The 22,523-nt window shown below is 63.7% G+C and carries 23 protein-coding genes; 17 read left to right on the top strand and 6 right to left on the bottom strand.

Translation table 11 applies throughout. The features are described from left to right. Positions 1 to 115 precede the first annotated feature (115 nt). Both hglS and K5Q02_RS19970 read right to left on the bottom strand, forming a co-directional pair. Entirely contained in the window at positions 116 to 1,513 is a 1,398-nt protein-coding gene (gene hglS, locus K5Q02_RS19965) for a 2-oxoadipate dioxygenase/decarboxylase HglS (RefSeq protein WP_225833509.1), read from the bottom strand. Positions 1,514 to 1,645: 132 nt separating this feature from the next. Then, positions 1,646 to 2,554, bottom strand: coding sequence for a LysR substrate-binding domain-containing protein (locus tag K5Q02_RS19970; protein WP_225833510.1), 909 nt, complete (start codon positions 2,552 to 2,554; stop codon positions 1,646 to 1,648). A gap of 197 nt (positions 2,555 to 2,751) precedes the next feature. On the opposite strand from K5Q02_RS19970, the gene amaB reads away from it, so the two are divergent. Together amaB and amaA are read left to right on the top strand one after the other, a co-directional pair. Then, complete coding sequence (amaB, locus tag K5Q02_RS19975; RefSeq protein WP_225833512.1) at positions 2,752 to 4,242, top strand: L-piperidine-6-carboxylate dehydrogenase; 1,491 nt, start codon at positions 2,752 to 2,754, stop codon at positions 4,240 to 4,242. 13 nt (positions 4,243 to 4,255) lie between these two features. After that, positions 4,256 to 5,542 carry an L-pipecolate oxidase gene (gene amaA, locus K5Q02_RS19980; protein WP_225833514.1) on the top strand — a complete coding sequence of 429 codons (1,287 nt, stop codon included), beginning with the start codon at positions 4,256 to 4,258 and terminating at the stop codon, positions 5,540 to 5,542. A gap of 177 nt (positions 5,543 to 5,719) precedes the next feature. Here the strand turns inward: amaA and K5Q02_RS19985 are convergent, their stop codons facing one another. After that, on the bottom strand, positions 5,720 to 6,031 hold the full coding sequence (locus tag K5Q02_RS19985; RefSeq protein ID WP_225833516.1) for a putative quinol monooxygenase: 312 nt from the start codon (positions 6,029 to 6,031) through the stop codon (positions 5,720 to 5,722). A gap of 155 nt (positions 6,032 to 6,186) precedes the next feature. On the opposite strand from K5Q02_RS19985, the gene K5Q02_RS19990 reads away from it, so the two are divergent. Next, the gene (locus tag K5Q02_RS19990; RefSeq protein ID WP_225833518.1) at positions 6,187 to 6,777 is read left to right on the top strand and encodes an NAD(P)H-dependent oxidoreductase; all 591 of its coding nucleotides are present in this window, start codon (positions 6,187 to 6,189) and stop codon (positions 6,775 to 6,777) included. A gap of 35 nt (positions 6,778 to 6,812) precedes the next feature. On the opposite strand, the gene K5Q02_RS19995 is transcribed toward K5Q02_RS19990, so the two are convergent. From K5Q02_RS19995 to K5Q02_RS20005, 3 genes are all read right to left on the bottom strand, one after another. Continuing rightward, entirely contained in the window at positions 6,813 to 8,003 is a 1,191-nt protein-coding gene (locus K5Q02_RS19995; RefSeq protein ID WP_225833520.1) for a sugar transporter, read from the bottom strand. A 436-nt stretch (positions 8,004 to 8,439) separates the two neighbouring features. Further along, the gene (locus K5Q02_RS20000) at positions 8,440 to 8,781 is read right to left on the bottom strand and encodes a hypothetical protein (RefSeq protein WP_225833521.1); all 342 of its coding nucleotides are present in this window, start codon (positions 8,779 to 8,781) and stop codon (positions 8,440 to 8,442) included. Between the two features lie 113 nt (positions 8,782 to 8,894). After that, positions 8,895 to 9,581 carry an alpha/beta family hydrolase gene (locus K5Q02_RS20005; protein ID WP_225839788.1) on the bottom strand — a complete coding sequence of 229 codons (687 nt, stop codon included), beginning with the start codon at positions 9,579 to 9,581 and terminating at the stop codon, positions 8,895 to 8,897. Between the two features lie 101 nt (positions 9,582 to 9,682). On the opposite strand from K5Q02_RS20005, the gene ccoN (K5Q02_RS20010) reads away from it, so the two are divergent. From ccoN (K5Q02_RS20010) to K5Q02_RS20075, 14 genes are all read left to right on the top strand, one after another. Further along, positions 9,683 to 11,122: a cytochrome-c oxidase, cbb3-type subunit I gene (ccoN, locus tag K5Q02_RS20010; protein WP_225833523.1), complete on the top strand. Its 1,440-nt coding sequence runs from the start codon at positions 9,683 to 9,685 to the stop codon at positions 11,120 to 11,122. Next, positions 11,122 to 11,730 (top strand): cytochrome-c oxidase, cbb3-type subunit II, encoded by a 609-nt coding sequence (gene ccoO / locus K5Q02_RS20015; protein WP_225833525.1) that lies wholly within the window; start codon positions 11,122 to 11,124, stop codon positions 11,728 to 11,730. Before ccoN (K5Q02_RS20010) ends, ccoO (K5Q02_RS20015) begins: the two co-directional genes overlap by 1 nt. A 4-nt stretch (positions 11,731 to 11,734) precedes the next feature. After that, entirely contained in the window at positions 11,735 to 11,920 is a 186-nt protein-coding gene (locus K5Q02_RS20020; protein ID WP_225833526.1) for a cbb3-type cytochrome oxidase subunit 3, read from the top strand. Then, on the top strand, positions 11,917 to 12,867 hold the full coding sequence (gene ccoP / locus K5Q02_RS20025; RefSeq protein WP_225833528.1) for a cytochrome-c oxidase, cbb3-type subunit III: 951 nt from the start codon (positions 11,917 to 11,919) through the stop codon (positions 12,865 to 12,867). Before K5Q02_RS20020 ends, ccoP (K5Q02_RS20025) begins: the two co-directional genes overlap by 4 nt. Before the next feature lie 136 nt (positions 12,868 to 13,003). Next, positions 13,004 to 13,453, top strand: a complete 450-nt coding sequence (locus K5Q02_RS20030; protein WP_225833530.1) for an REP-associated tyrosine transposase — start codon at positions 13,004 to 13,006, stop codon at positions 13,451 to 13,453. A 325-nt stretch (positions 13,454 to 13,778) separates the two neighbouring features. After that, complete coding sequence (ccoN, locus tag K5Q02_RS20035) at positions 13,779 to 15,233, top strand: cytochrome-c oxidase, cbb3-type subunit I (protein ID WP_225833532.1); 1,455 nt, start codon at positions 13,779 to 13,781, stop codon at positions 15,231 to 15,233. Then, positions 15,230 to 15,838, top strand: coding sequence for a cytochrome-c oxidase, cbb3-type subunit II (gene ccoO, locus K5Q02_RS20040; RefSeq protein ID WP_225833533.1), 609 nt, complete (start codon positions 15,230 to 15,232; stop codon positions 15,836 to 15,838). The genes ccoN (K5Q02_RS20035) and ccoO (K5Q02_RS20040) overlap by 4 nt, the downstream gene beginning before the upstream one ends. 4 nt (positions 15,839 to 15,842) lie before the next feature. Beyond that, complete coding sequence (locus K5Q02_RS20045; RefSeq protein ID WP_225833535.1) at positions 15,843 to 16,043, top strand: cbb3-type cytochrome oxidase subunit 3; 201 nt, start codon at positions 15,843 to 15,845, stop codon at positions 16,041 to 16,043. Further along, positions 16,040 to 16,987, top strand: a complete 948-nt coding sequence (gene ccoP, locus K5Q02_RS20050) for a cytochrome-c oxidase, cbb3-type subunit III (RefSeq protein WP_225833537.1) — start codon at positions 16,040 to 16,042, stop codon at positions 16,985 to 16,987. The genes K5Q02_RS20045 and ccoP (K5Q02_RS20050) overlap by 4 nt, the downstream gene beginning before the upstream one ends. Before the next feature lie 180 nt (positions 16,988 to 17,167). Then, positions 17,168 to 18,577 carry a cytochrome c oxidase accessory protein CcoG gene (gene ccoG, locus K5Q02_RS20055; RefSeq protein ID WP_225833539.1) on the top strand — a complete coding sequence of 470 codons (1,410 nt, stop codon included), beginning with the start codon at positions 17,168 to 17,170 and terminating at the stop codon, positions 18,575 to 18,577. 137 nt (positions 18,578 to 18,714) lie between these two features. Continuing rightward, complete coding sequence (locus K5Q02_RS20060; RefSeq protein WP_225833541.1) at positions 18,715 to 19,221, top strand: FixH family protein; 507 nt, start codon at positions 18,715 to 18,717, stop codon at positions 19,219 to 19,221. Next, entirely contained in the window at positions 19,221 to 21,650 is a 2,430-nt protein-coding gene (locus K5Q02_RS20065; protein ID WP_225839790.1) for a heavy metal translocating P-type ATPase, read from the top strand. Before K5Q02_RS20060 ends, K5Q02_RS20065 begins: the two co-directional genes overlap by 1 nt. After that, positions 21,647 to 21,847: a cbb3-type cytochrome oxidase assembly protein CcoS gene (gene ccoS / locus K5Q02_RS20070; RefSeq protein WP_225833543.1), complete on the top strand. Its 201-nt coding sequence runs from the start codon at positions 21,647 to 21,649 to the stop codon at positions 21,845 to 21,847. Before K5Q02_RS20065 ends, ccoS begins: the two co-directional genes overlap by 4 nt. Further along, complete coding sequence (locus K5Q02_RS20075) at positions 21,840 to 22,523, top strand: sulfite exporter TauE/SafE family protein (protein ID WP_225833544.1); 684 nt, start codon at positions 21,840 to 21,842, stop codon at positions 22,521 to 22,523. The genes ccoS and K5Q02_RS20075 overlap by 8 nt, the downstream gene beginning before the upstream one ends.

Raw genomic sequence — 22,523 nt, forward strand, 5'->3', positions numbered from 1 at the left:
CTAGGCGTAAAGAGCTCGCGGCTAAAGCCCCTCCCACGAGCTACGCGAACGACCGCTCTTGCCTTGTAGTTGCCCGTACGCATGCCCAGAAAGATAGTGAACAGGTTCTTAGGTGTCAGCTCAGTGAGTCGAGACCCAAAGCCTTGGCGCAAGCCTGTAGCGAGCGACGCTGGGTGTCGGCGTATAAGCCAAGCTCGTCCTGCACCTCGGCGCCCAAAGCAGCCTGGAAGTCCGCCTGATTGGAGTCGATGGCGTAATCGGCCTGGGCGCCCTCGCCCAGGTTGGACTGGAAGATGCCCGCAGCACTGACCGGCAGAAAGTCCTCGTAAACCAGTGGTTCAACGCGCACATGCCCGGCCTCGATCAGTACATCCAACCCCTCTGGAAACGCCTGTTGCTGCGCTGCGGCGATGCCCTGCGGCGTGGAGAAGTAACGGAAATACGCCAGGCCCTCGCGGCGCATCGACTCGTGGTCATCCGGGAACGCCTGAAAGTGTTCGGCCATCAGCGCGTCGTAACGCTCGGCATTGGCTTCGCTGGGCGTTTCACCCAGGGCCTCGCGGGCGCTGTCGAGCAGGCGGTCGTAGAGTTCGCGACCTTTCGGCGTCAGCGCCGCACCGCGCTGTTCGATCTCGCCGAAACGGGCGGTGTGACTCCCCTGCGGCCCGTCCTGGCCGACGAAGGCCACAGGCTCCTGCAGCGCCTTGAAACTGGTCTGGCGCAGCAGGATCGGGCAGTTGCGCCGCGGCGGCCCTTCGATCACCGCCTTGGGAGTGATGCCGTGGCGCGGCATACCGGCCTGAATCGCATCGATATCCAGGGTGCGCGGTGTCAGGTGATTGATGTGTGGCCCCTTGAAGGCCACCACATCGGCGATCAGGCGATGCTGATCGTGCAGTTGCCGATACTGCTCTGCGCTGACCGTCGCCTGGGTGTGCCAGCGGAACGTCTCCAGCGCCTCGCCGACGAACTCGTCCGCCTCGCTGGCCAGCAGGCCGCCAGCGGCCTCGCACTGCTCGATCAGTTCGATGGCACGCGGGGTGAAGATGCGCCGCCTGGCCAGCAATTCGGCGGCCATGCCGCGCAATCCGGCATCCTCGATCAGCTCCAGACGCAGCAGCGAAGTGAACACCCGGAACGGGCTGGCCTGCAGCGACGCTTCATGGGTGGCGCGAAACGCCGTGGAATGCACCGGCACCCCTGCCGGGGCCAGGTCGTAATAGCCCACCGGCTGCATGCCCATCACCGCGAACAGCCGGCGAATGGTCGACAGTTCTTCGGGCGTACCCAGGCGAATGGCGCCGTGGCGCTCCACGTCCAACCGCTCGATCTCGCCGGTAAGGCGCAGATGCTCGGCAACCTTGGGTTGGCCCTGCATGACCTGCGCATTGGTCTGCGCCACCAGCTCCAGCAGCGCGCCGTAGAGCGGCACTTCGCTCCGGTAGAGATCGGACATGGCACGGGAAAACTGCGCGCGGATACTGTCCGGGCTGACGAACGCGGAGGTGTTCATGGCGTATGGTTTCTCCCTCGAATCAGAGCCAGCGGCCGGCTGCCACCTGATCAGGATTCTGCGCAGCCCGCCGGTGCCTGGCAACCGACATCTCGTCAGCTTTTCATTCCGCCAGGGAATGCTGCACGACGATCATCGTCGCACGGCGCTTTCCACTCCGGCCTTGTCCAGCACCCACTCGACCAGCGCCCGCACCTTCGGCAACTCCAGCGACTGTTCGGCGCAGGCGATGTAGTGCGCGCCTTCGCTGACCTTCAGGTGCTGCCAGGGGATCACCAGTTTGCCTTCGGCCAGCTCGTCCTCGACCAAAAAACGCGGTACCAGCGCCACCCCGCAACCATCCTGAGCAGCGCGAATGCACATATAGAAGGTGTCGAAGCGTGGGCCGTGGTAGCTGTACTCGGTATCGATGCCCTGCTCGTCGAACCACTGGTGCCAGGCTTCGGGCCGTGAGGCGCACTGCAACAGCACCAGCGAGGTCAAGTCGCCGGCGCTGGTGAACGCCGCAGCTGGCAGGATAGACGGCGCACAGACCGCGATCACGTCCTCGCCGAACAGCTCGGTGCATACCGCGCCGGGCCAGGTGCCATTGCCATAGAAGAACGCCACGTCGGCCTTGGCCTGGACGAGGTCGAAGGGCTCCAGCTCGTTGCGGATATCGAGATGAATGTTCGGGTGCGCCTTGGAGAACCCCTTGAGATTGGGGATCAGCCAGCGCACCCCGAAAGTGGGCTGGGTGGATACTCGCAGCACCTCGGTCTCGCCACCGTAGGAGAGGATGTAGCGGCTGGAGATATCGACCTGAGTGAGGATCTTGTCGACCTCGGCCAGATACAGCTCGCCCGCGGGGGTCAGCTGCAGGCGCCGACGAATGCGATGAAACAGCAGGTGCTGGAGCATCTCCTCGAGTTGCGCGACCTGCTTGCTGACCGCGCTCTGGGTCAGGTGCAGCTCCTCGGCGGCGCGGGTAAAGCTCATGTGTCGGGCTGCCGACTCGAAGCACTGCAGGGCGGCCATGGTGGGAAGCAGGCGTTTGGACATGAAAACTCCGAGAGCTCGGGCAGCGATGGTTCATTCTCTGGGGGAATGATGTGGTGCGTAAAGGTCGTTTGTTCGAAAAAAACATTCGGGTCGATACTGCGTGAAGTCGCTGTAAACGACGCCCCTATTCAGAGCCTGCCGACGATCGGGCACCCAGCACGCCAGATCGTCGCCAGGCTGCAACGCAGGAGAGAACGATGCTCGGTCAACTGCTCGAAAGCCTCGGTGTAGAGCCACACGCCTTCCAGAGCGGCGAACATGCCGTCTACACGCCAATCGACGGTAGCCGGATCGCCGGGGTAAGCCTGGAAAACGCCGAAGCGGTGCGCGCCAAGATCGCCACCGGCCACCAGGCGTTTCTGGCCTGGCGTGACGTGCCTGCCCCCCGCCGCGGCGAGCTGGTGCGTATCTTCGGTGAGGTGCTGCGCGAGCATAAGGCTGCACTGGGCGAACTGGTGTCCATCGAGGCCGGCAAGATCACCCAGGAAGGCCTGGGTGAAGTGCAGGAGATGATCGACATCTGTGACTTCGCCGTCGGCCTGTCGCGCCAGCTGTACGGCCTGACCATCGCCTCCGAACGCCCTGGCCACCATATGCGTGAAACCTGGCACCCGCTGGGTGTGGTCGGGGTGATAAGCGCCTTCAATTTCCCCGTCGCGGTCTGGGCCTGGAACACCACCCTGGCGCTGGTAGCCGGTAATGCGGTGATCTGGAAGCCCTCGGAAAAAACCCCGCTGACCGCCCTCGCCTCCCAAGCCCTGTTCGACAAGGCGCTGAAGCGGTTCGGCGATGCGCCGCAAGGCCTGGCACAGCTGATCATCGGCGACCGTGAAGCGGGTGAGGCATTGGTCGACGATGCTCGCGTGCCGCTGATCAGCGCCACCGGCAGCACCCGCATGGGCCGCGAAGTCGGGCCGCGGGTGGCCGCGCGCTTCGGTCGCAGCATCCTCGAACTGGGCGGCAACAACGCGATGATCCTGGCGCCCAGCGCCGATCTCGACCTCGCCGTGCGCGGCATCCTGTTCAGCGCCGTCGGCACCGCCGGGCAACGCTGTACCACGCTGCGCCGCCTGATCGCCCACCGCTCGATCAAGGACGAGGTGGTCACCCGCCTCAAGGCGGCCTACGGCAAGGTGCGCATCGGTGATCCGCGCCAGGACAACCTGGTCGATCCGCTGATGGACAAGCAGGCCTTCGACGCCATGCAGAGCGCCCTGGCCCGCGCCAGGGAAGAAGGCGGCACGGTATTCGGCGGCGAGCGCCAGCTGCAGGAGCGTTACCCGGATGCCTATTACGTCAGCCCGGCCATCGTCGAAATGCCCGGCCAGACCGATGTCGTACGCCATGAAACCTTTGCGCCTATTCTCTACGTGCTGAGCTACGACGAGTTCGAGGATGCCCTGAAGCTGAACAATGACGTGCCCCAGGGCCTGTCGTCGTGCATCTTCACCCTCGACGTACGCGAGGCCGAACGCTTCCAGAGCGCCTCGGGCAGCGACTGCGGCATCGCCAACGTGAATATCGGCACCAGCGGTGCGGAAATCGGCGGTGCCTTCGGTGGCGAAAAGGAAACCGGCGGCGGTCGCGAATCCGGCTCCGACGCCTGGAAGGCCTACATGCGCCGGCAAACCAACACCGTCAATTACTCGCGCCAGCTACCCCTGGCCCAGGGCATCGTTTTCGACTGAGCGAGGTCGCGCCATGCGTCAATTGCAGCATGCCTGTCTGTGGGAAACGCTTACGCCGCGCGAATCACTTTCCGGGCCGCTGAATGGCGATGTGCAGGCAGATGTCTGCATCATCGGCGCAGGCATCACCGGGCTGTCGGCCGCCTTGCACCTGCTCGAACAGGGGCGCACGGTCTGCGTGCTCGACGCCCATGAAGTGGGCCACGGCGGCTCGGGGCGCAACGTCGGCCTGGTCAACGCGGGTACCTGGATCAAGCCGGATGATGTCGAGGCCACCCTGGGCCAGCACCACGGCAGCCGCCTCAATGAGGTGCTCGGTCAGGCACCCGCCGCGGTATTCGCACAAATCCAGCGCCTCGGCATCGACTGCCAGGCACGCAACGATGGCACCCTGCACATGGCGCACAACGCCGCCGGCCTGGCCGACCTCAAGGATCGCGAAGCGCAGTGGCGGCGACGCGGTGCTGATGTCGAACTGCTTACGGGGGCAGCCTGTGCCGACTACTGCGGCACCGACAAAATCACCGGCGCGCTGCTTGACCGCCGCGCCGGCACCATCAACCCAATGGCCTACACCATGGGCCTGGCCCGCGCCGTCGTGCGTCTCGGTGGGCGGATCCACCCACACTCGCCGGTAAAGGCACTGACCCGCAGTGGTGATGCCTGGCAGGTACGCAGCGGCCAGGGCGCGGTGAACGCACAGAAGGTGATCATCTCCACAGGCGCTTACACCGAGGGCGAATGGACGGAGCTGCAGCGTCACTATTTCCGCGGCTATTACTACCAGGTCGCCTCGGTGCCACTGCAGGGCGCTGCGGCCGATCAGGTACTGCGCCACGGCCAGGGTTCCTGGGACACGCGTACAGTGCTCAGCAGCATCCGCCGCGACGCCGATGGCCGCCTGTTGCTGGGCAGCATGGGGCGCGCCAACAACAAGCCGGACTGGTTCATCCGCGGCTGGGCCGACCGCATCCAGCAGCACTACTTCCCGGCGCTGGGCAAGGTCGAATGGCAGCTGCACTGGACGGGCTGCATCGACTTCACCCCCGATCACCTGATGCGTCTTTTCGAGCCTGCCCCCGGGCTGGTCGCGGTCACCGGCTACAACGGCCGCGGCAACACCACCGGTACGGTGGTCGGCAAGGCCCTGGCACAGTTCCTGTTGAGCGACGACAGTGCAGCGCTGCCAATCCCCTTCTCACCCATGCAGGCACTGCGCGGCGCAGAGCTGCGCAGCAGCATGTACGAGACCGGCTTCTCGCTGTATCACGCCGGCCAGTGCCTGCGGGTCATTCTGTGAGCCACCTCGAAGCAGCGCTCCAATAGGGTCGCGTTGCTCCCATCATGGCCAGTCACCCTACACGAGCTGGGCACACGCTGCAGGCCTGAGGCCCAATCGCCGGCAAGCCAGCTCCTACGCACTGGCGGTAACCCAGATCCTGTAGGAGCCGGCTTGCCGGCGATGGGTGGCTGGGCGTCAATCCGCCAGCCTGGCTGACGCCGGACTGAGCATCTCGATCTCGCGAATCTCGAAATCCCGGCGCAGGTACTCCATGCGCCGCTCATGGAAGTCGCGCATGTGCGGCAAGGCGCTATGCACCGCCAGGTGCTCGCGGGACTGCCAGACCTCGAAGAAGATGAACAGCGTGGGATCCTCGGCATCGCGCAGCATGTGGTACTCGATGCAACCGGGCTCGGCGCGACTTGGCTCGACATAGCCGCGGAACAACTGCTCGAAAGCCTCTGCCCGTTCCGGGCGGGTATGAGCGTGAAGAATGAAGCCGTGCATGGGAATCTCCGTGGTGAATGCTATTTGCACCCTACAACAGCAAATAGCGGGAGATTCATGCTTTTCAGTCAATGGTGATTTGCCCATGCAGGCATTTTTCTCCTACATGGGAGCCCGTAACCTGACGCCATTCAATCAGTTACGGGTAACCCAGCATGAAGAAGATTCTGCTTCTCAATGGCGGCAAGCAGTTCGCCCACTCCGATGGTCGACTCAACCGCACCCTGCACGAAACCGCCGCAGCGTTTCTCGACGGGGCCGGCGTCGAGTTCAAGACCACCGAGATCGACGGGGGTTATGACGTCGCCGAAGAGGTGCAGAAATTTCTCTGGGCTGACGTAGTGATCTACCAGATGCCGGGTTGGTGGATGGGCGCGCCGTGGATCGTCAAGAAATACATCGACGAAGTGTTCACCGAAGGCCACGGCAACCTGTACGCCAGCGATGGTCGCACCCGCTCCGATGCCTCACAGCAGTACGGCAGCGGCGGCCTGATCCACAGCAAACAGTACATGCTCTCGCTGACCTGGAACGCCCCGCAGCAGGCCTTCGACGACCCCAGCGACTTCTTCGAAGGCAAGGGCGTGGATGCCGTCTACTTCCCGTTCCACAAGTCTCAGCAGTTCCTCGGCATGAGCGCCCTGCCGACCTTCCTCTGCGTGGACGTGATGAAGCGCCCTGACGTCGAGCGCGACGTGACGCGTTACCGTGAGCATCTGGCGCGGATCGTTCAGGCAGACGCCTGAGAGCGATGCAGAATTAAATCTGCTGCTGCACCGATCTAGAGAGGCTGTGGCTTGAACGGCCTGGAAAAGTGATACGTGGTCACGCAGCACAGCAGCAAACCACCGATGCCGAGCATACCGCCGACGATGCCGACATTGGCCACGCCCAGCTGGCTGCTCACCAAGCTGCCGAGCAAGGCACCGCCGCCGATGCCGATATTGAAGATGCCGGAAAACAGCGCCATGGCCACATCGGTGGCGTCCGAGGCCAGGTTCAGCACCTTGGCCTGCAGCGCCAGACCGAAGCACATCATGGCGATGCCCCAGACCACGCTCAGCGTCGCCAGGTAAGCATGTTCGCGAGCCACTGGCAGCAGGAACAGCATGCACAGGCTCAGCACGCTGATCGCCGCGATCACGAAACCGCGCGGGTAGCGTGCGCTGTAACGGCTGAACAGGATGGAACCGATGATGCCCGCACAGCCGAACAGCAGTAGCAGTACGGTGATCATGTCTCCAGCGATGCCCGCGACTTCCAGCGCGAACGGCTCGATGTAGGTATACGCGGTGAAGTGGGCGGTAATCACCAGCGCAGTGAGCACGTACACGGTGACCAGCGCCGGGCGCTTGAACAGCACCGGCAGGCTGCGCAGCGAGCCGGAGTTCTGGCTGGGCAGCAGCGGCAGGTTCTTCATCAGGCACAGCACCACCATGCCCGCCACCACAGCGATCACGGTAAAGGTCGTGCGCCAGCCAAGCACCTCGCCGATCACGCGGCCCAGAGGAATGCCCAGCACCATGGCCAGGGCGCTGCCGGTAGCCAGCAGACCGAGGGCTTGCGCCTGCTTGCCTTCGGGTGCCACGCGGATCGCCAGGGACGCGGTAATCGCCCAGAACAGCGCGTGAGCCAGGGCGATGCCGATACGGCTGACCATCAGCACGCTGAAGCTCCAGGCGATCCCCGACAGCACGTGGCTGGCGATGAACAGCATGAACACGAAAGCCAGCAGCTTGCGCCGCTCGATATTGCGGGTCAGCAGCATCAGCGGCAGCGACGCCAGGGCCACCACCCAGGCATAGATGGTCAGCATCAGGCCGACGCTCGCGGTGGTCATGTCGAAGCTGTGGCCGATCTGGCTCAGCAAGCCCACCGGCACGAATTCGGTGGTGTTGAAAATGAAGGCGCCCAGCGCCAGTGCAATCACGCTCAGCCAGCTACCGCTGTGCGCCTGCTCGGGTGTGTTCATTCGGGTGATATCCGCCCTTGGGGAACGCTGGCTACAACGGCCTTTCGCCCGCGGCCTGAATGACAGCGAGCGGCTGTAGAAAGCGAACGAAAAATAGAGCCCCATACACGACGAACACGCACACGGCAGCTCGCGCTCCCGGGGCGATGAACGCGGGGAGTGGCGGATGCGAGAGCGGAAAATTATAGGTATAGGGATGGCCTGCGGCGGCGATTCTACGCTCGGCCAGGCACGTCGACAATATGGTCGCGAAGGCGTTGTAACGCCGGGCGATAGCCGGTCTGCAGAAGAGATATTTTTTGCTTATTAAAGCCGCTTAAAAATAGTTTCAAGGCGCAAGCGGTATTTTGGAGCGTGGCTCCTCATCAATCGGATGAAGCAATTACAAGCCTACGGCCCTGCACACTGGCTCACTCCGTGGGCAACGTTGCAATGCTTAGGAACGCGGTCCAGCACAAGGACTTGCATCCCATTCGGCACTGAACAGACTTAACGATACTCCCTTGCCGGGAATGGCGACGAAACCGAGAGGTGCGGTGCGTTTACCGTCACGGTCGATATAGGTGAAGGTGCCACAGGTTCCGTGATGGTCGCTGAGAATAAGCGACTCGGGGTCGGCGCCAGCGCCACGCACGAAGTCTTTCATCATATCGATGGAAGCAGGGTTGGCGGGGGCGCCTGTCAGGTACCACTTATTCTTGCTGAATAGCAGAATGCAGCACAACAGCGCGCCGGCCCAAAGCGCCATACGTTTGAAACGCCGAGCACTCCTGTGCATTGCGAGTACATCCTGATAGTGCATTCCTTTGCCTTTCCCTACTTTCCCGCCCCACGAGGATCCTAGCAACTCGGCATCAAAGCGACTGCCAAGCAGGCCACAGCTCAGCGACCTCAATCGCCCTGCGTAAGAAATGTCGCCACGGCATCGGCGGCCGACTCCAAATGCTGCTCATGGCTGTAACCGGAGACCTTGAGCGGCTTGAGGTCGTGATCGCCGGCGGTCAGCCAGACCAGTTCGATGGCTCGTGACAACTGATAGCTCGCCACGGTATGGCGGTCGCCCATGGCGTCGCGTTCGCCCTGGACGATCAGGGTCGGGGTCTTCAGGTCGGCCAGGTGGGCGGTGCGGGGTTTGTCGGCCTTGCCGATGGCGTGGAAGGGATAGCCCAGACAGATCAGCCGATCCGCGCCCAGCTCGTCGGCCAGCAGGCTGGCCATGCGACCGCCCATGGACTTGCCGCCGATGGCCAGCGGCCCGGTGACCTGTTGTCGCACGGCAGCATGTACCTCACGCCAGCGCTCGAGCAGTTTGGCCTGGGGATTGGGTGGGCGTTTCTTGCCGTCCTGCCGGCGCGCGGCCATGTAGTCGAACTCGAAGCGCACCACCGTCAGCCCACGGGCCGCCAGCTTCTCTGCCATCAGGTTCATGAAATCGCTGTCCATCGGCGCGCCGGCGCCGTGGGCAAGGATCAGCGTGCCCAGGCTGTCGCCCGTTGGCCGATCCCACAGCAGCTCTGTCGCTGGACTTCCCTGTGCCTGTTGACCGGCGTCAATACCGCTCTGCTGCCCTTCTCGCATGCTTGCCTCGCTCATAAAAAGCCCTCTATTACCGTGCGGTCATTCCGATCCGCGTGGGGGCTGCAGATGATCTGCCCATAACCGTGGATGGAAACCCAGACATGAACACAACAACCAGTTCCGCCTATAACTACAAGGTGGTTCGCCAATTCGCCATCATGACGGTGGTGTGGGGGATAGTCGGGATGGGGCTCGGCGTGCTTATCGCAGCGCAACTCGCCTGGCCGTGGCTCAACTTCGACCTGCCCTGGACGAGCTTCGGCCGTTTGCGCCCGCTGCACACCAACGCGGTGATCTTCGCCTTCGGCGGCTGTGCTCTGTTCGCTACCAGTTACTATGCCGTACAGCGCACCTCCCAGGCCACGCTGTTCGCGCCCAAGCTGGCGGCCTTCACGTTCTGGGGCTGGCAACTGGTGATCCTGCTGGCGGCCATCAGCCTGCCGCTGGGTTACACCAGCTCCAAGGAATACGCCGAGCTGGAATGGCCGATCGACATCCTGATCACCATCGTCTGGGTCAGCTACGCGATCGTGTTCTTCGGCACCATCATCAAACGCAACGTCAGCCACATCTATGTCGGCAACTGGTTCTTCGGCGGGTTCATTCTCACCGTGGCGCTGCTGCATGTGGTCAATAACCTGGAAGTGCCGGTCACGCTGACCAAGTCCTACTCGCTGTATGCCGGTGCCACCGACGCGATGATCCAGTGGTGGTACGGCCACAATGCGGTGGGCTTCTTCCTGACTGCCGGTTTCCTGGGGATGATGTACTACTTCGTGCCCAAGCAGGCCGGGCGCCCGGTGTACTCCTATCGCCTGTCAATCGTGCACTTCTGGGCGCTGATCACCCTGTACATCTGGGCCGGCCCGCACCACCTGCACTACACCGCGCTGCCGGACTGGGCCCAGAGCCTGGGCATGGTGATGTCGCTGGTGCTGCTGGCGCCGAGCTGGGGCGGCATGATCAACGGCATGATGACCCTGTCGGGCGCCTGGCATAAGTTGCGCACGGATCCAATCCTGCGCTTTCTGGTGGTGTCCCTGGCGTTCTACGGCATGTCGACCTTCGAGGGGCCGATGATGGCCATCAAGACCGTCAACGCCCTGTCCCACTACACCGACTGGACCATCGGCCACGTGCATGCCGGCGCCCTCGGCTGGGTCGCCATGGTCTCCATCGGCTCGCTGTACCACATGATTCCCAAGGTGTTCGGCCGTGAGCAGATGCACAGCATCGGCCTGATCAACGCGCACTTCTGGCTCGCCACCATCGGCACCGTGCTGTACATCGCCTCGATGTGGGTCAACGGCATCGCCCAGGGCCTGATGTGGCGTGCAGTGAACAGCGACGGCACGCTCACCTACTCCTTCGTCGAGGCACTGGAGGCCAGCCACCCCGGCTTCGTGGTGCGGGTGATCGGCGGCGCGATCTTCTTCGCCGGCATGCTGCTGATGGCCTGGAACACCTGGCAGACCGTGCGCGCCAGCAAGCCGGAAGAGCTGGAAGCGGCCGCGCAGTTCTCGGTACAGGGAGCCCACTGATGAAACACGAAATCATCGAAAAGAACGTCGGCCTGATGGCCCTGCTGATGGTGTTCGCCGTGAGCATCGGCGGGCTGACGCAGATCGTCCCGCTGTTCTTCCAGGATGTGGTCAACGAGCCGGTCGCCGGCATGAAGCCCTACACCGCGCTGCAGCTGGAAGGCCGCGACGTGTACATCAAGGAAGGTTGCGTAGGTTGTCACTCGCAGATGATCCGCCCGTTCCGCGCCGAAACCGAGCGCTACGGCCACTACTCGGTAGCCGGTGAAAGCGTGTGGGATCACCCCTTCCTGTGGGGCTCCAAGCGCACCGGGCCGGATCTGGCGCGCGTCGGCGGCCGCTACTCGGACGAGTGGCACCGCGCGCACCTGTACAACCCGCGCAACGTGGTGCCGGAGTCGAAGATGCCCTCCTACCCGTGGCTGGTCGAGAACGTGCTGGACGGCAAGGACACGCCCACCAAGATCAAAGCCATGCGTTTTCTCGGCGTGCCCTACACGGATGAGGACGTCGCCGGCGCAACGGCTGCAGTGAAGGGCAAGACCGAGATGGACGCCCTCGTCGCCTACCTGCAAGTGCTCGGCACTGCCTTGAAAAACAAGAGGTGACCCCATGCTTTTCGACTTTATCGACATCGGTTTGCTGCGCGGCATCGGCACTGCACTGGTTTTCATCGCGTTCACCTGCGTGACGCTCTGGGCGTATAGCGGCAAACGCGCCAAGGCCTTCGACGATGCAGCCAACCTGCCCTTCGCCGATGAACCTAATAAAAAAGCTTCGAGGAATGACACCCCATGAGCACTTTCTGGAGCTGGTACATCACGCTGTTGACAGTGGGCAGCCTGGTCGCATTGTTCTGGCTGCTGTTCGCCACTCGCAAAGGGGAACGCAAGAGCACCACCGATCAGACCATGGGGCATTCCTTCGACGGCATCGAGGAATACGACAACCCCCTGCCGCGCTGGTGGTTCATGCTGTTTCTCGGCACACTGATCTTCGCAGCCGGCTACCTGGCGCTCTACCCGGGCCTGGGCAATTTCAAGGGCCTGCTGCCAGGCTACGAAGACGGCTGGACGCAAGTGGCCCAGTGGGAACGCGAAGTCGCCAAGGCCGATGCCCAGTACGGGCCGATCTTTGCCAAGTACTCGGCCATGCCGCTGGAGCAGGTGGCGCAGGACGAACAGGCGCTGAAGATGGGTGGCCGGCTGTTCGCCACCTACTGCTCGATCTGCCACGGCTCGGATGCCAAGGGCGCGGTGGGCTTTCCCAACCTGACGGATCAGGACTGGCGCTGGGGCGGCGATGCCGAAACCATCAAGACCACCATCCTCAACGGGCGCATCGGCACCATGCCGGCCTGGGGCGAAGTGCTCGGTGATGACGGCGTGCGCAACGTGGCGGCTTATGTGCGCAATGGCCTGGCCAAGCTGCCATTGCCGGAAGGCAGCAATGCCGATCTGGACAAGGGCAAGCAACTGTACGACAGCACCTGCGTGGCCTGCCATGGCCCGACTGGCAGCGGCATGGCCCTGCTTGGCGCACCAGACCTGACCCACCCGGGCGGCTGGATCTACGGATCGAGCCTGGCACAGTTGCAGCAGACCATCCGCTACGGCCGCAATGGTCAGATGCCGGCCCAAGAGCAGTATCTGGGTAACGACAAGGTGCATCTGCTGGCGGCCTACGTGCTGAGCCTGAGCCGCAAACCGCAAACCGCAAACCGCAAACCGCAACCAGGCGAATAATGCCCATGTGTAGGAGTGGCTTTAGCCGCGAGCTATTTGGTGTCTGGTCGGGCGATAAAGCTCGCGGCTAAAGCCGCTCCTACGCAGGTTGCTATCTGTCAGCTACCGTTGCTTTACCTACTCGGGAGGCAACGGAATGCCCCACTCAGTCAGTGTGCGCAAAGGCCGAATCTCTCTAACCAACCAGATCTACCTGCTCACGGCCACTGTCGAAAATCGCCAGGCGATCTTTGCCGACCTGGCGCCCGCTCGTCTCCTCATTCGCGAGTTGCATCATGCCCAGGCATCAGGACTGGCTGAGTCGCTCGCCTGGGTAGTCATGCCAGATCACCTGCACTGGCTGGTATCCCAGCAACAAGGCTCGCTCAGCGAATTGATGCATCGCGTCAAAGGACGCAGCGCCTTGCAGGTGAATCGTCGGCTCGGCCGCCAAGGCAAACTCTGGCAAGAGGGCTTCCATGACAGAGCGCTACGCCGTGAGGAGGACATACTGCCAACTGCACGATACATAGTTGCCAATCCTCTACGTGCAGGCCTGGTAAAACGTATCGGCGATTACCCTTTTTGGGATGCAGTGTGGCTCTGAAAATCTGCTCAATATTTTCGGCCCGACTCCAGCAACTTTAACTATCGCAACCGTGGGAGGGGCTTTAGCCCCGAGCTCTTTGTACTAAATAAAGCTCGGGGCTAAAGCCCCTCCCACAAGATACAGGCCCCCACGGTAACCCCCTTCCGCCCGACAGGCCCGCCTGCACTGGCCGCGCCTCCTCTCGAAACACAGCAAAGCTCACTACAGAGCGCTTTCCGCATATTTCCGACGCATTGCACCGCCCCTGCCGGTCGGGGATACTCGCGCCGCCCAAAATATCTATCGCCCCATCCGCAGCACCCAGCCCAGCGTGGAACCCAGCATGAGCCCAGCAAGCAGTCCGGCTGCCTACAACTACAAGGTCGTCCGCCAGTTCGCGGTGATGACGGTGGTCTGGGGCGTGGTCGGCATGGCGCTGGGCGTGTTCATCGCAGCGCAGCTGGTGTGGCCGCAGTTGAACCTGGGCATGGAGTGGACGAGCTTCGGCCGCCTGCGCCCGCTGCACACCAATTCGGTGATCTTCGCCTTTGGCGGCAGCGCGCTGTTCGCCACCAGCTATTACGTGGTGCAGCGCACCTGCCAGGTCCGGCTAATGTCCGACCGCCTGGCGGCCTTCACTTTCTGGGGCTGGCAGGCGGTGATCGTCGCGGCGGTGATCAGCCTGCCGATGGGCTACACCAGCAGCAAGGAATACGCCGAGCTGGAATGGCCGATCGATATCCTTCTGGGCATCGTCTGGCTGGCCTACGTGGTGGTGTTCTTCGGCACCATCGCCAGGCGCAGGACGCGCCACATCTATGTCGCCAACTGGTTTTACGGGGCCTTCATCCTGGTCACCCTGATGCTGCACGTGGTCAACAGCGCAGCGGTGCCGGTCAGCCTGTTCAAGTCGTACTCGGCGTATGCCGGCGCCACCGATGCGATGATCCAGTGGTGGTATGGGCACAACGCCGTGGGCTTCTTCCTCACCACCGGTTTTCTGGGGATGATGTATTACTTCGTGCCGAAGCAGGCGGCGCGACCGATCTACTCCTATCGCCTGTCCATCGTGCACTTCTGGGCACTGATCACCCTGTACATCTGGGCCGGCCCGCACCATCTGCACTACACCGCCTTGCCGGACTGGGCCCAGAGCCTGGGCATGGTGATGTCGATCATCCTGCTGGCGCCGAGCTGGGGCGGCATGATCAACGGCATGATGACCCTCTCCGGCGCCTGGCATAAGTTGCGCACGGATCCGATCCTGCGCTTCCTGGTGGTGTCCCTGGCGTTCTACGGCATGTCGACCTTCGAGGGGCCGATGATGGCCATCAAGACGGTCAACGCTCTGTCCCACTACACCGACTGGACCATCGGCCACGTTCATGCCGGGGCGCTCGGCTGGGTAGCGATGATCACCATCGGCTCGCTCTATCACCTGATTCCCAGAGTGTTCGGCCGCGAGCAGATGCACAGCCTGGCGGCGATCCACGTGCACTTCTGGCTGGCCACCGTCGGCACCGTGCTGTACATCGTCGCGATGTGGGTCAACGGCATCACCCAGGGCCTGATGTGGCGGGCGGTGAACGAAGACGGCACGCTCACCTACTCCTTCATAGAGTCCCTGGAGGCCAGCCACAACGGCTACGTGGTGCGCATGATCGGCGGCGCGATCTTCTTCAGCGGCATGCTGTTGATGGCTTGGAACACCTGGCGCACCATCGGCGCCGCCCAGCCGGCGCAGTACGATGTCGCCGCACGGATTCCCGTTGCCCAGTCAGGGAGTGCCAACGGATGAAACACGACCTGATCGAAAAGAATATCGGCCTGATGACCCTGCTGATGGTCATCGCGGTGAGCATCGGCGGCCTGACCCAGATCGTCCCGCTGTTCTTCCAGGATGTGGTCAACGAACCCGTCTCCGGCATGAGACCCTATACCGCGCTGCAACTCGAAGGCCGCGACGTGTACATAAAGGAAGGTTGCGTCGGCTGCCATTCGCAGATGATCCGCCCGTTCCGCGCCGAGACCGAACGCTACGGCCACTATTCGGTAGCCGGTGAAAGCGTGTGGGATCACCCCTTCCTGTGGGGCTCCAAGCGCACCGGGCCGGATCTGGCGCGCATCGGCGGCCGCTACTCGGATGATTGGCACCGCGTGCACCTGATCAACCCGCGCGACCTGGTACCGCAATCAAAGATGCCGGCCTATCCCTGGCTCGCCGAGAAGAAACTGGACAGTGCGCTGACCGCCGAGAAAATGAAGATCATGCGCGACTTCGGCATTCCCTACAGCGATCAGGACATCGCCAAGGCCAGGGAAGCGGTCGAGGGGCGTAGCGAGCTGGACGCGCTGGTCGCTTACCTGCAGGTGCTCGGCACCGCCATCCAGAACAAGCGGTGAGCCGATGCCAGCCTTCCTGACCGACATCGGCACCATCCGCGGCATCGGCACCGCCGTGGTGTTCATCGCCTTCGTCGCCGTGGTGCTATGGGCCTACAGCAACAAGCGCAAATCCAGCTTCGACGAGGCAGCCAACCTGCCCTTCGCCGATGAGCCGGAGGCTCGCAAAGACGCCAACGACAATGCCGGGAGCGACCGGCCATGAGCACCTTCTGGGGTTTCTATGTGGCCCTGCTCACCCTCGGCACGCTGCTGGCGGTAACCTGGCTGATCTTCGCCACGCGCAAGGGCCAGCGCCCAGACAACACCGACCAGACCGTCGGCCACAGCTTCGATGGCATCGAGGAATACGACAACCCGCTACCACGCTGGTGGTTCCTGTTGTTCGTCGGCACCTTGATCTTCGCCTTTGGCTACCTGTTGCTCTACCCCGGCCTCGGCAACTTCAGGGGGCTGCTGCCCGGCTACGGCGACGGCTGGACGCAAGTCGCCCAATGGGAGCGCGAGATGGCCGTCGCCGATGCCCGTTACGGCCCGCTGTTCGCCACGTACGCCGCCATGCCCATCGCCGACGTGGCCAAGGACGAGCGGGCGCTGAAAATAGGCGGCCGCCTTTTCGCCAACCATTGCTCGGTGTGCCACGGCTCCGATGCCAAGGGCGCCTTCGGTTTTCCTAACCTGACCGACGATGACTGGTTGTACGGCGGCGACCCTGAGACCATCAAGACCTCCATCATGCAGGGCCGCCAGGGCGTGATGCCGGGCTGGCAGGAGGTGCTGGGCGATGACGGCGTGCGTGACGTCACCGCTTACACGCGCAGCCTCTCCGGCCTGGAAAACCCGGCGGATATCGTCGTGGATGTGGACAAGGGCAAGCAGCTGTACGACAGCAGCTGCGCCATGTGCCACGGCCCCGACGGCAAGGGCATGCAGGTGCTTGGCGCGCCCAACCTGACTGACAAGGTCTGGCTGTACGGCTCCAGCTTCGCTCAGGTGCAGCAGACCATCCGCTACGGTCGCAGCGGCCAAATGCCGGCGCAAGAGGACTTTCTCGGCAACGACAAGGTGCACCTGCTGGCCGCCTACGTGTACAGCCTGTCGCAGCGTGAAAAAGAGCCCGTGGCGGAGCGAAATCAGGAGAAAGATTGAGCGCACTGATCTGGGTCAGGGCGGGGTTTCGATGCTGCGCCTAGGATGGTCACGCCTGATCCCTGCGACGGGTAGCCGCAAGCCCTGTGGGGGCTGGAGGCGTACCATCGGCGCAGCGAACGATCGCGACCGGCAAGTATCGGTCGCGACATGCCCGACCAACCGTTGTGGTAGCCCTCGATGAGCCAACAGATCCCCGTCAAGAACGTCACGCCCGCTGCTGCAGGCGAGACCATCGACCTCTATGCCAGTCGCGAGAAAATCCACACCCGCGCCTTCAGTGGTTTCTACCGCAACCTGCGACGGGCCGGCGGCGCGCTGTTGTTCATCCTCTACTTCGGCACCGTGTGGCTGAACTGGAACGGCCACCAGGCAGTGTGGTGGAACCTGCCGGAACGCAAGTTCCACATCTTCGGCGCCACCTACTGGCCACAGGATTTCGTGCTGCTCTCGGCGCTGCTGATCATCGCCGCCTTCGGGCTGTTCTTCATCACCGTCTTCGCCGGCCGTGTGTGGTGCGGCTACACCTGCCCGCAGAGCGTCTTCACGTGGATTTTCATGTGGGCGGAAAAGGTCACAGAGGGCGACCGCAACCAGCGCATGAAGCTGGAAAAAGCCCCCATGAGCACCACCAAATTTGTCCGCCGCTTCGCCAAACACGGCATCTGGCTGGGCGTTTCGCTGATCACCGCAGTGACCTTCGTCGGCTACTTCTCGCCGATCCGCGAACTGCTCGGCGAACTGCTCACCTTCGAGGCCGGAGGCTGGGCGCTGTTCTGGATCGGCTTCTTCACCCTCGCCACCTACGGCAACGCCGGCTGGCTGCGCGAGCAGGTGTGCATCCACATGTGCCCTTACGCGCGCTTCCAGAGCGTGATGTTCGACCAGGACACCCTGATCGTTTCCTACGACCCGCGCCGTGGCGAAGCCCGCGGGGCGCGCAAGAAGAGCGCCGATTACAAAGCCCAGGGCCTGGGTGACTGCATCGACTGCACCCTGTGCGTGCAGGTCTGCCCGACCGGTATCGACATCCGTGATGGCCTGCAGATCGAATGCATCGGCTGCGCCGCGTGCATCGATGCCTGCGACAGCATCATGGACAAGATGAACTACCCGCGCGGGCTGATCAGCTACACCACCGAGCACAACCTTTCCGGGCAGCAGACCCAGCTGCTGCGCCCACGCCTGATCGGCTATGCAGTGGCGTTGCTGGCCATGTTCGCGGTGTTCGGGTGGGCGCTGAACGACCGCCCGTTGGTGGAGCTGGACGTGCTCAAGGATCGGGTACTTTATCGGGAGAACGAGCAGGGCCGAGTCGAGAACGTCTATACCCTGAAGATCATGAACAAGGCACAACAGGACGTCGTCTACCGCATTGAGGCCGATGGCCTGGATGGCCTGATTTACGAAGGCCGCCGCGAAGTCCGCGCGCTGGCCGGCGAAGTGCTGGCGATCCCGGTGGAGCTGTCCATCGATGCCGAAAAATTGCCATCCAGCACCAACGAGATCACCTTCCGCATCCGTGCCACGGATGACCAGAGCATCCACAACGACGCCAGCAGCCGGTTTATCGGCCCTAGCGTGAGATAGCTGAACGGCTGGTGGGCTCGCCCGGCCCACCCTACAGCTGTAACTCCGTAGGGTGGGCCGGGCGGCGATCCGCTTCAGCCCACCAAAGCGAATGACCCAAGCCAAGCACCAACACCGAGAAGAGAAGCAGGCCAGCCATGAACGAAGAGACTCAACCCGCCCCCTGGTACAAGCAGTTCTGGCCGTGGTTTCTGATCGCCCTGCTCGGCTACTCGGTGATCCAGGGGCTGACCCTGCTGACCGTGGCCACACGCAACCCGCCGGGGCTGATCTCCGACGATTACTACGACGTCGGCAAGGGCATCAACCAGTCGCTGGAGCGCGAGAACCTGGCCGTGCGCCTGCAATTGCGCGCCACCCTAGACCTCGACGATCAGCGCGGCATTGCCGAGCTGCACCTGCAGGGCAGCAGCGCGCCGGCGCAACTGGTGCTCAACCTGGTATCGCCCACCCAGCCCGAGCGCGACCGCCGGGTGGTGCTGCAGCATCAAGGTGAAGGCCTGTATCGCGGCAACTTGCAGGACAGCGTCCAGGGCCGGCGCTTCGTCGAGCTGATCGGACAGGAAGGCGGCCAGGACTGGCGCCTGTTCGAGGAAGAAACCCTGCAACCCGGCCAGAGCATCCAGCTCGGGGATGAAGCCTGATCGACGCCCCAGCCCTCGGGACTGCACAGGCCGTCCCCACGCCCTGCTACCACTGCGCTCTGCCTGTGCCCGCGGGCACGCACTTCCAGGCCGTGGTATTGGGGCAACCCCGCGAAATGTGCTGCCCCGGTTGCCAGGCGGTGGCCGAAACCATCGTGCAGAACGGCCTCGAGCATTACTACAGCCACCGCAGCGAGGCTGCCAGCAATCCCCGGCAATTGCCCCAGGTACTGCCGGATGAGCTGGCACTGTACGACCGCAGCGACGTGCAGCAGCCCTTCGTCGAGCATCAGGGCGAGCTGAGCGAAACCAGCCTGCTCATCGAAGGCATCAGCTGCGCGGCCTGTGGCTGGCTGATCGAGAAGCACCTGCACGGCCTGACGGGCGTAGCCGAAGCCCACCTCAACCTGTCCAGCCATCGCCTGCTGGTGCGCTGGGACGCGAGCACCCTGCCGCTCAGCGAACTGCTCGGCGCAATCCGCCATATCGGCTATGCGGCCCATCCCTGGCAGGCCGATGCCGCTGCCGAGCAATTGACCCGGGAAAACCGCCGGGCCATGCGCGAACTGGGTGTGGCCGGGCTGCTGTGGATGCAGGTGATGATGGCGAGCATGGCCACCTGGCCGGAATTCAATGTCGACCTGAGCCCGGAGCTGGACAGCATCCTGCGCTGGGTCAGCCTGTTTCTCACCACGCCCATCGTCTTCTACTGTTGCGGCCAGTTCTTCCGTGGCGCTCTGCGTGACCTGCGCACCCGCCACCTGAGCATGGACGTCTCGGTGTCGCTGGCCATCGGCGGCGCCTATGCGGCGGGCATCTGGTCCACCGTCACGGGCCATGGCGAGTTGTATTTCGACGCGGTGGGCATGTTCGCCCTGTTCCTGCTCAGCGGCCGCTACCTGGAACGTCGCGCTCGGGAACGCACTGCAGCGGCGACCGCGCAACTGGTCAAGTTGCTGCCGGCCTCCTGCCTGCGCCTGGATGAACGCGGCCAGAGCCAGCGCATCCTGCTCAGTGAGCTGCGCGTCGGTGACCGGGTACAGGTACCACCCGGCGCCTTGCTGCCTGCGGACGGCCGGGTACTGGAAGGCCACTCCAGCGTCGACGAATCCCTGCTCACCGGCGAATACCTGCCGCAACCCCGCACGATCGGTGATGGCGTAACGGCCGGCACGCTCAACGTCGAAGGCCCGCTGACCGTCGAAGTGCAGGCACTGGGCGACGCCACCCGGCTGTCGGCCATCGTGCGCCTGCTGGAACGCGCCCAGAGCGAAAAACCGCGCCTGGCGGAAATCGCCGACCGGGTCGCCCAGTGGTTTCTGTTGATCGTTCTGGTGGTGGCCGCTGTCGTCGGCCTGGTCTGGTGGCAGCTCGATCCGTCGCGCGCTTTCTGGGTCGTCCTCGCCCTGCTGGTCGCCACCTGCCCCTGCGCCCTCGCCCTGGCTACGCCAACCGCCCTGACCACCGCCACCGGCACCCTGCACAAACAGGGCATGTTGCTGACTCGCGGTCACGTGCTGGAAGGCCTGGAGCAGATCGACACGCTGATCGTCGACAAAACCGGCACCCTCACCGAAGGCCGCCTCACCCTGCGCGCCGTGCATGCGTTGGCCAGCTTGGATGGTGATGCCTGCCTGGCTCTCGCCGCCGCCCTGGAAAGTCAATCCGAACACCCCATCGCCCGCGCCTTTGGCCATGCCGCAGCGCCTGTCGACGCGCTGCAGAGTTTTCCCGGCCTGGGCTTGCAGGGCACTGTGGGTGGCCGCCGGCTGCGTATTGGCCAGCCCGCGTTCGTCAGCGCACTCAGCGCCAGCCCAGCACCCGATATTCCGGGGGATCAGGGCCAATGGCTGCTGCTCGGTGATGAACAGGGCCCACTGGCCTGGTTCGTCCTCGATGATCGCCTGCGTGACGACGCCCCTGCGCTGATCGAGGCAGCCCGTGCTCGTAACTGGCAGATTCTCCTGCTCAGCGGCGACAGTTCACCCATGGTCGGCGAAGTGGCCACTCAACTGGGTATCGAGCAAGCACAGGGTGGTCTGACACCGGATGCCAAGCTGGCCATTCTCCGCGACCTGCAAGCACAAGGGCGGCGCGTGCTGATGCTTGGCGATGGCGTCAACGACGTGCCGGTACTCGCCGGAGCCGATATCAGCGTGGCCATGGGCTCGGCCTCCGACCTGGCAAAGACCAGCGCCGACGCGGTGCTGCTATCCAATCGCCTGAGCAGCCTGGTCGACGCCCTGCGCCTGGCCCGTCGCACCCGCACCATCATCATCGAAAACCTGGCCTGGGCCGGGCTGTACAATGGCCTGGTACTGCCCTTCGCGGCCCTCGGCTGGATCACCCCGATCTGGGCCGCGCTGGGCATGTCGTTCAGTTCGTTGCTGGTGGTGCTCAATGCGCTGCGCCTGGGGAAATCATCATGACCGCCTTGTACATCCTGATTCCCGTTGCCCTGCTGCTGGTCGCCTTTGCCGTGTGGCTGTTCTTCTGGGCGGTCGACAGCGGCCAGTACGACGACCTCGACAGCCCGGCCCATCGCATCCTTTTCGACGACGATGACCCGCGCCATAAAGCGGCGGTGAAGCAGGCCAGCGAGCCAGACCAGAAACCCCATGACTGACCTGCTGCCGCAATTGCTGTCCGCGCTGATTCTGGGGCTGCTCGGCGGCGGTCATTGCCTGGGCATGTGCGGCGGGCTGATGGGCGCCCTGACCCTGGCCATTCCTCCTGAGCAGCGTGATCAGCGCTTGCGCCTGCTACTGGCCTATAACGCCGGTCGCATTCTCAGCTATGCCGCCGCAGGACTATTGCTCGGCCTGGCGGGTTGGGCACTGGCCAGCGGCCCGCTGGCGGTCGTACTGCGAAGCATCGCCGGCGTGCTGTTGATCGTCATGGGTCTCTATCTGGCGGGCTGGTGGAGCGGCCTGACGCGCATCGAAGCACTGGGCCGCGGCCTGTGGCGACATCTGCAGCCGCTTGCCCGCCGGCTCATGCCGATCACCAGCCCATCTCGTGCACTGCTCCTCGGCGGCCTGTGGGGCTGGCTGCCCTGCGGGCTGGTCTACAGCACCCTGCTGTGGGCGGCCAGCCAGGGCAACGCCCTGCACAGCGCTGCCTTGATGCTGGCATTCGGCGTCGGCACCCTGCCGGTGCTGCTGGCCACCGGCCTGGCGGCCGAGCGCATGGGCCGCCTGCTGCGCCAGCGTGGCGTGCGCGTGGCGGGTGGCCTGCTGGTGATCCTGTTCGGCCTGTGGACACTACCCGGCCCGCACCAGCATTGGCTGATGGGGCACTAA

It is taken from the genome of Pseudomonas sp. MM211, from assembly GCF_020386635.1.
In the GTDB taxonomy this organism is placed as follows: Bacteria; Pseudomonadota; Gammaproteobacteria; order Pseudomonadales; family Pseudomonadaceae; genus Aquipseudomonas.

Coding starts and splice junctions, on each gene's coding strand:
- K5Q02_RS20020 (WP_225833526.1), top strand. CDS start 11,735: ATGCTTTTCGACTTTATCGACATCGGTTTGCTGCGCGGCATCGGCACT.
- K5Q02_RS19970 (WP_225833510.1), bottom strand. CDS start 2,554: ATGTCCAAACGCCTGCTTCCCACCATGGCCGCCCTGCAGTGCTTCGAG.
- K5Q02_RS20045 (WP_225833535.1), top strand. CDS start 15,843: ATGCCAGCCTTCCTGACCGACATCGGCACCATCCGCGGCATCGGCACC.
- ccoP (WP_225833537.1), top strand. CDS start 16,040: ATGAGCACCTTCTGGGGTTTCTATGTGGCCCTGCTCACCCTCGGCACG.
- ccoO (WP_225833533.1), top strand. CDS start 15,230: ATGAAACACGACCTGATCGAAAAGAATATCGGCCTGATGACCCTGCTG.
- K5Q02_RS20030 (WP_225833530.1), top strand. CDS start 13,004: ATGCCCCACTCAGTCAGTGTGCGCAAAGGCCGAATCTCTCTAACCAAC.
- K5Q02_RS20075 (WP_225833544.1), top strand. CDS start 21,840: ATGACTGACCTGCTGCCGCAATTGCTGTCCGCGCTGATTCTGGGGCTG.
- amaA (WP_225833514.1), top strand. CDS start 4,256: ATGCGTCAATTGCAGCATGCCTGTCTGTGGGAAACGCTTACGCCGCGC.
- K5Q02_RS20060 (WP_225833541.1), top strand. CDS start 18,715: ATGAACGAAGAGACTCAACCCGCCCCCTGGTACAAGCAGTTCTGGCCG.
- K5Q02_RS19985 (WP_225833516.1), bottom strand. CDS start 6,031: ATGCACGGCTTCATTCTTCACGCTCATACCCGCCCGGAACGGGCAGAG.
- K5Q02_RS20005 (WP_225839788.1), bottom strand. CDS start 9,581: ATGCGAGAAGGGCAGCAGAGCGGTATTGACGCCGGTCAACAGGCACAG.
- ccoP (WP_225833528.1), top strand. CDS start 11,917: ATGAGCACTTTCTGGAGCTGGTACATCACGCTGTTGACAGTGGGCAGC.
- amaB (WP_225833512.1), top strand. CDS start 2,752: ATGCTCGGTCAACTGCTCGAAAGCCTCGGTGTAGAGCCACACGCCTTC.
- ccoN (WP_225833523.1), top strand. CDS start 9,683: ATGAACACAACAACCAGTTCCGCCTATAACTACAAGGTGGTTCGCCAA.
- K5Q02_RS19990 (WP_225833518.1), top strand. CDS start 6,187: ATGAAGAAGATTCTGCTTCTCAATGGCGGCAAGCAGTTCGCCCACTCC.
- ccoG (WP_225833539.1), top strand. CDS start 17,168: ATGAGCCAACAGATCCCCGTCAAGAACGTCACGCCCGCTGCTGCAGGC.
- ccoO (WP_225833525.1), top strand. CDS start 11,122: ATGAAACACGAAATCATCGAAAAGAACGTCGGCCTGATGGCCCTGCTG.
- K5Q02_RS20000 (WP_225833521.1), bottom strand. CDS start 8,781: ATGCACAGGAGTGCTCGGCGTTTCAAACGTATGGCGCTTTGGGCCGGC.
- ccoN (WP_225833532.1), top strand. CDS start 13,779: ATGAGCCCAGCAAGCAGTCCGGCTGCCTACAACTACAAGGTCGTCCGC.
- K5Q02_RS19995 (WP_225833520.1), bottom strand. CDS start 8,003: ATGAACACACCCGAGCAGGCGCACAGCGGTAGCTGGCTGAGCGTGATT.
- hglS (WP_225833509.1), bottom strand. CDS start 1,513: ATGAACACCTCCGCGTTCGTCAGCCCGGACAGTATCCGCGCGCAGTTT.
- ccoS (WP_225833543.1), top strand. CDS start 21,647: ATGACCGCCTTGTACATCCTGATTCCCGTTGCCCTGCTGCTGGTCGCC.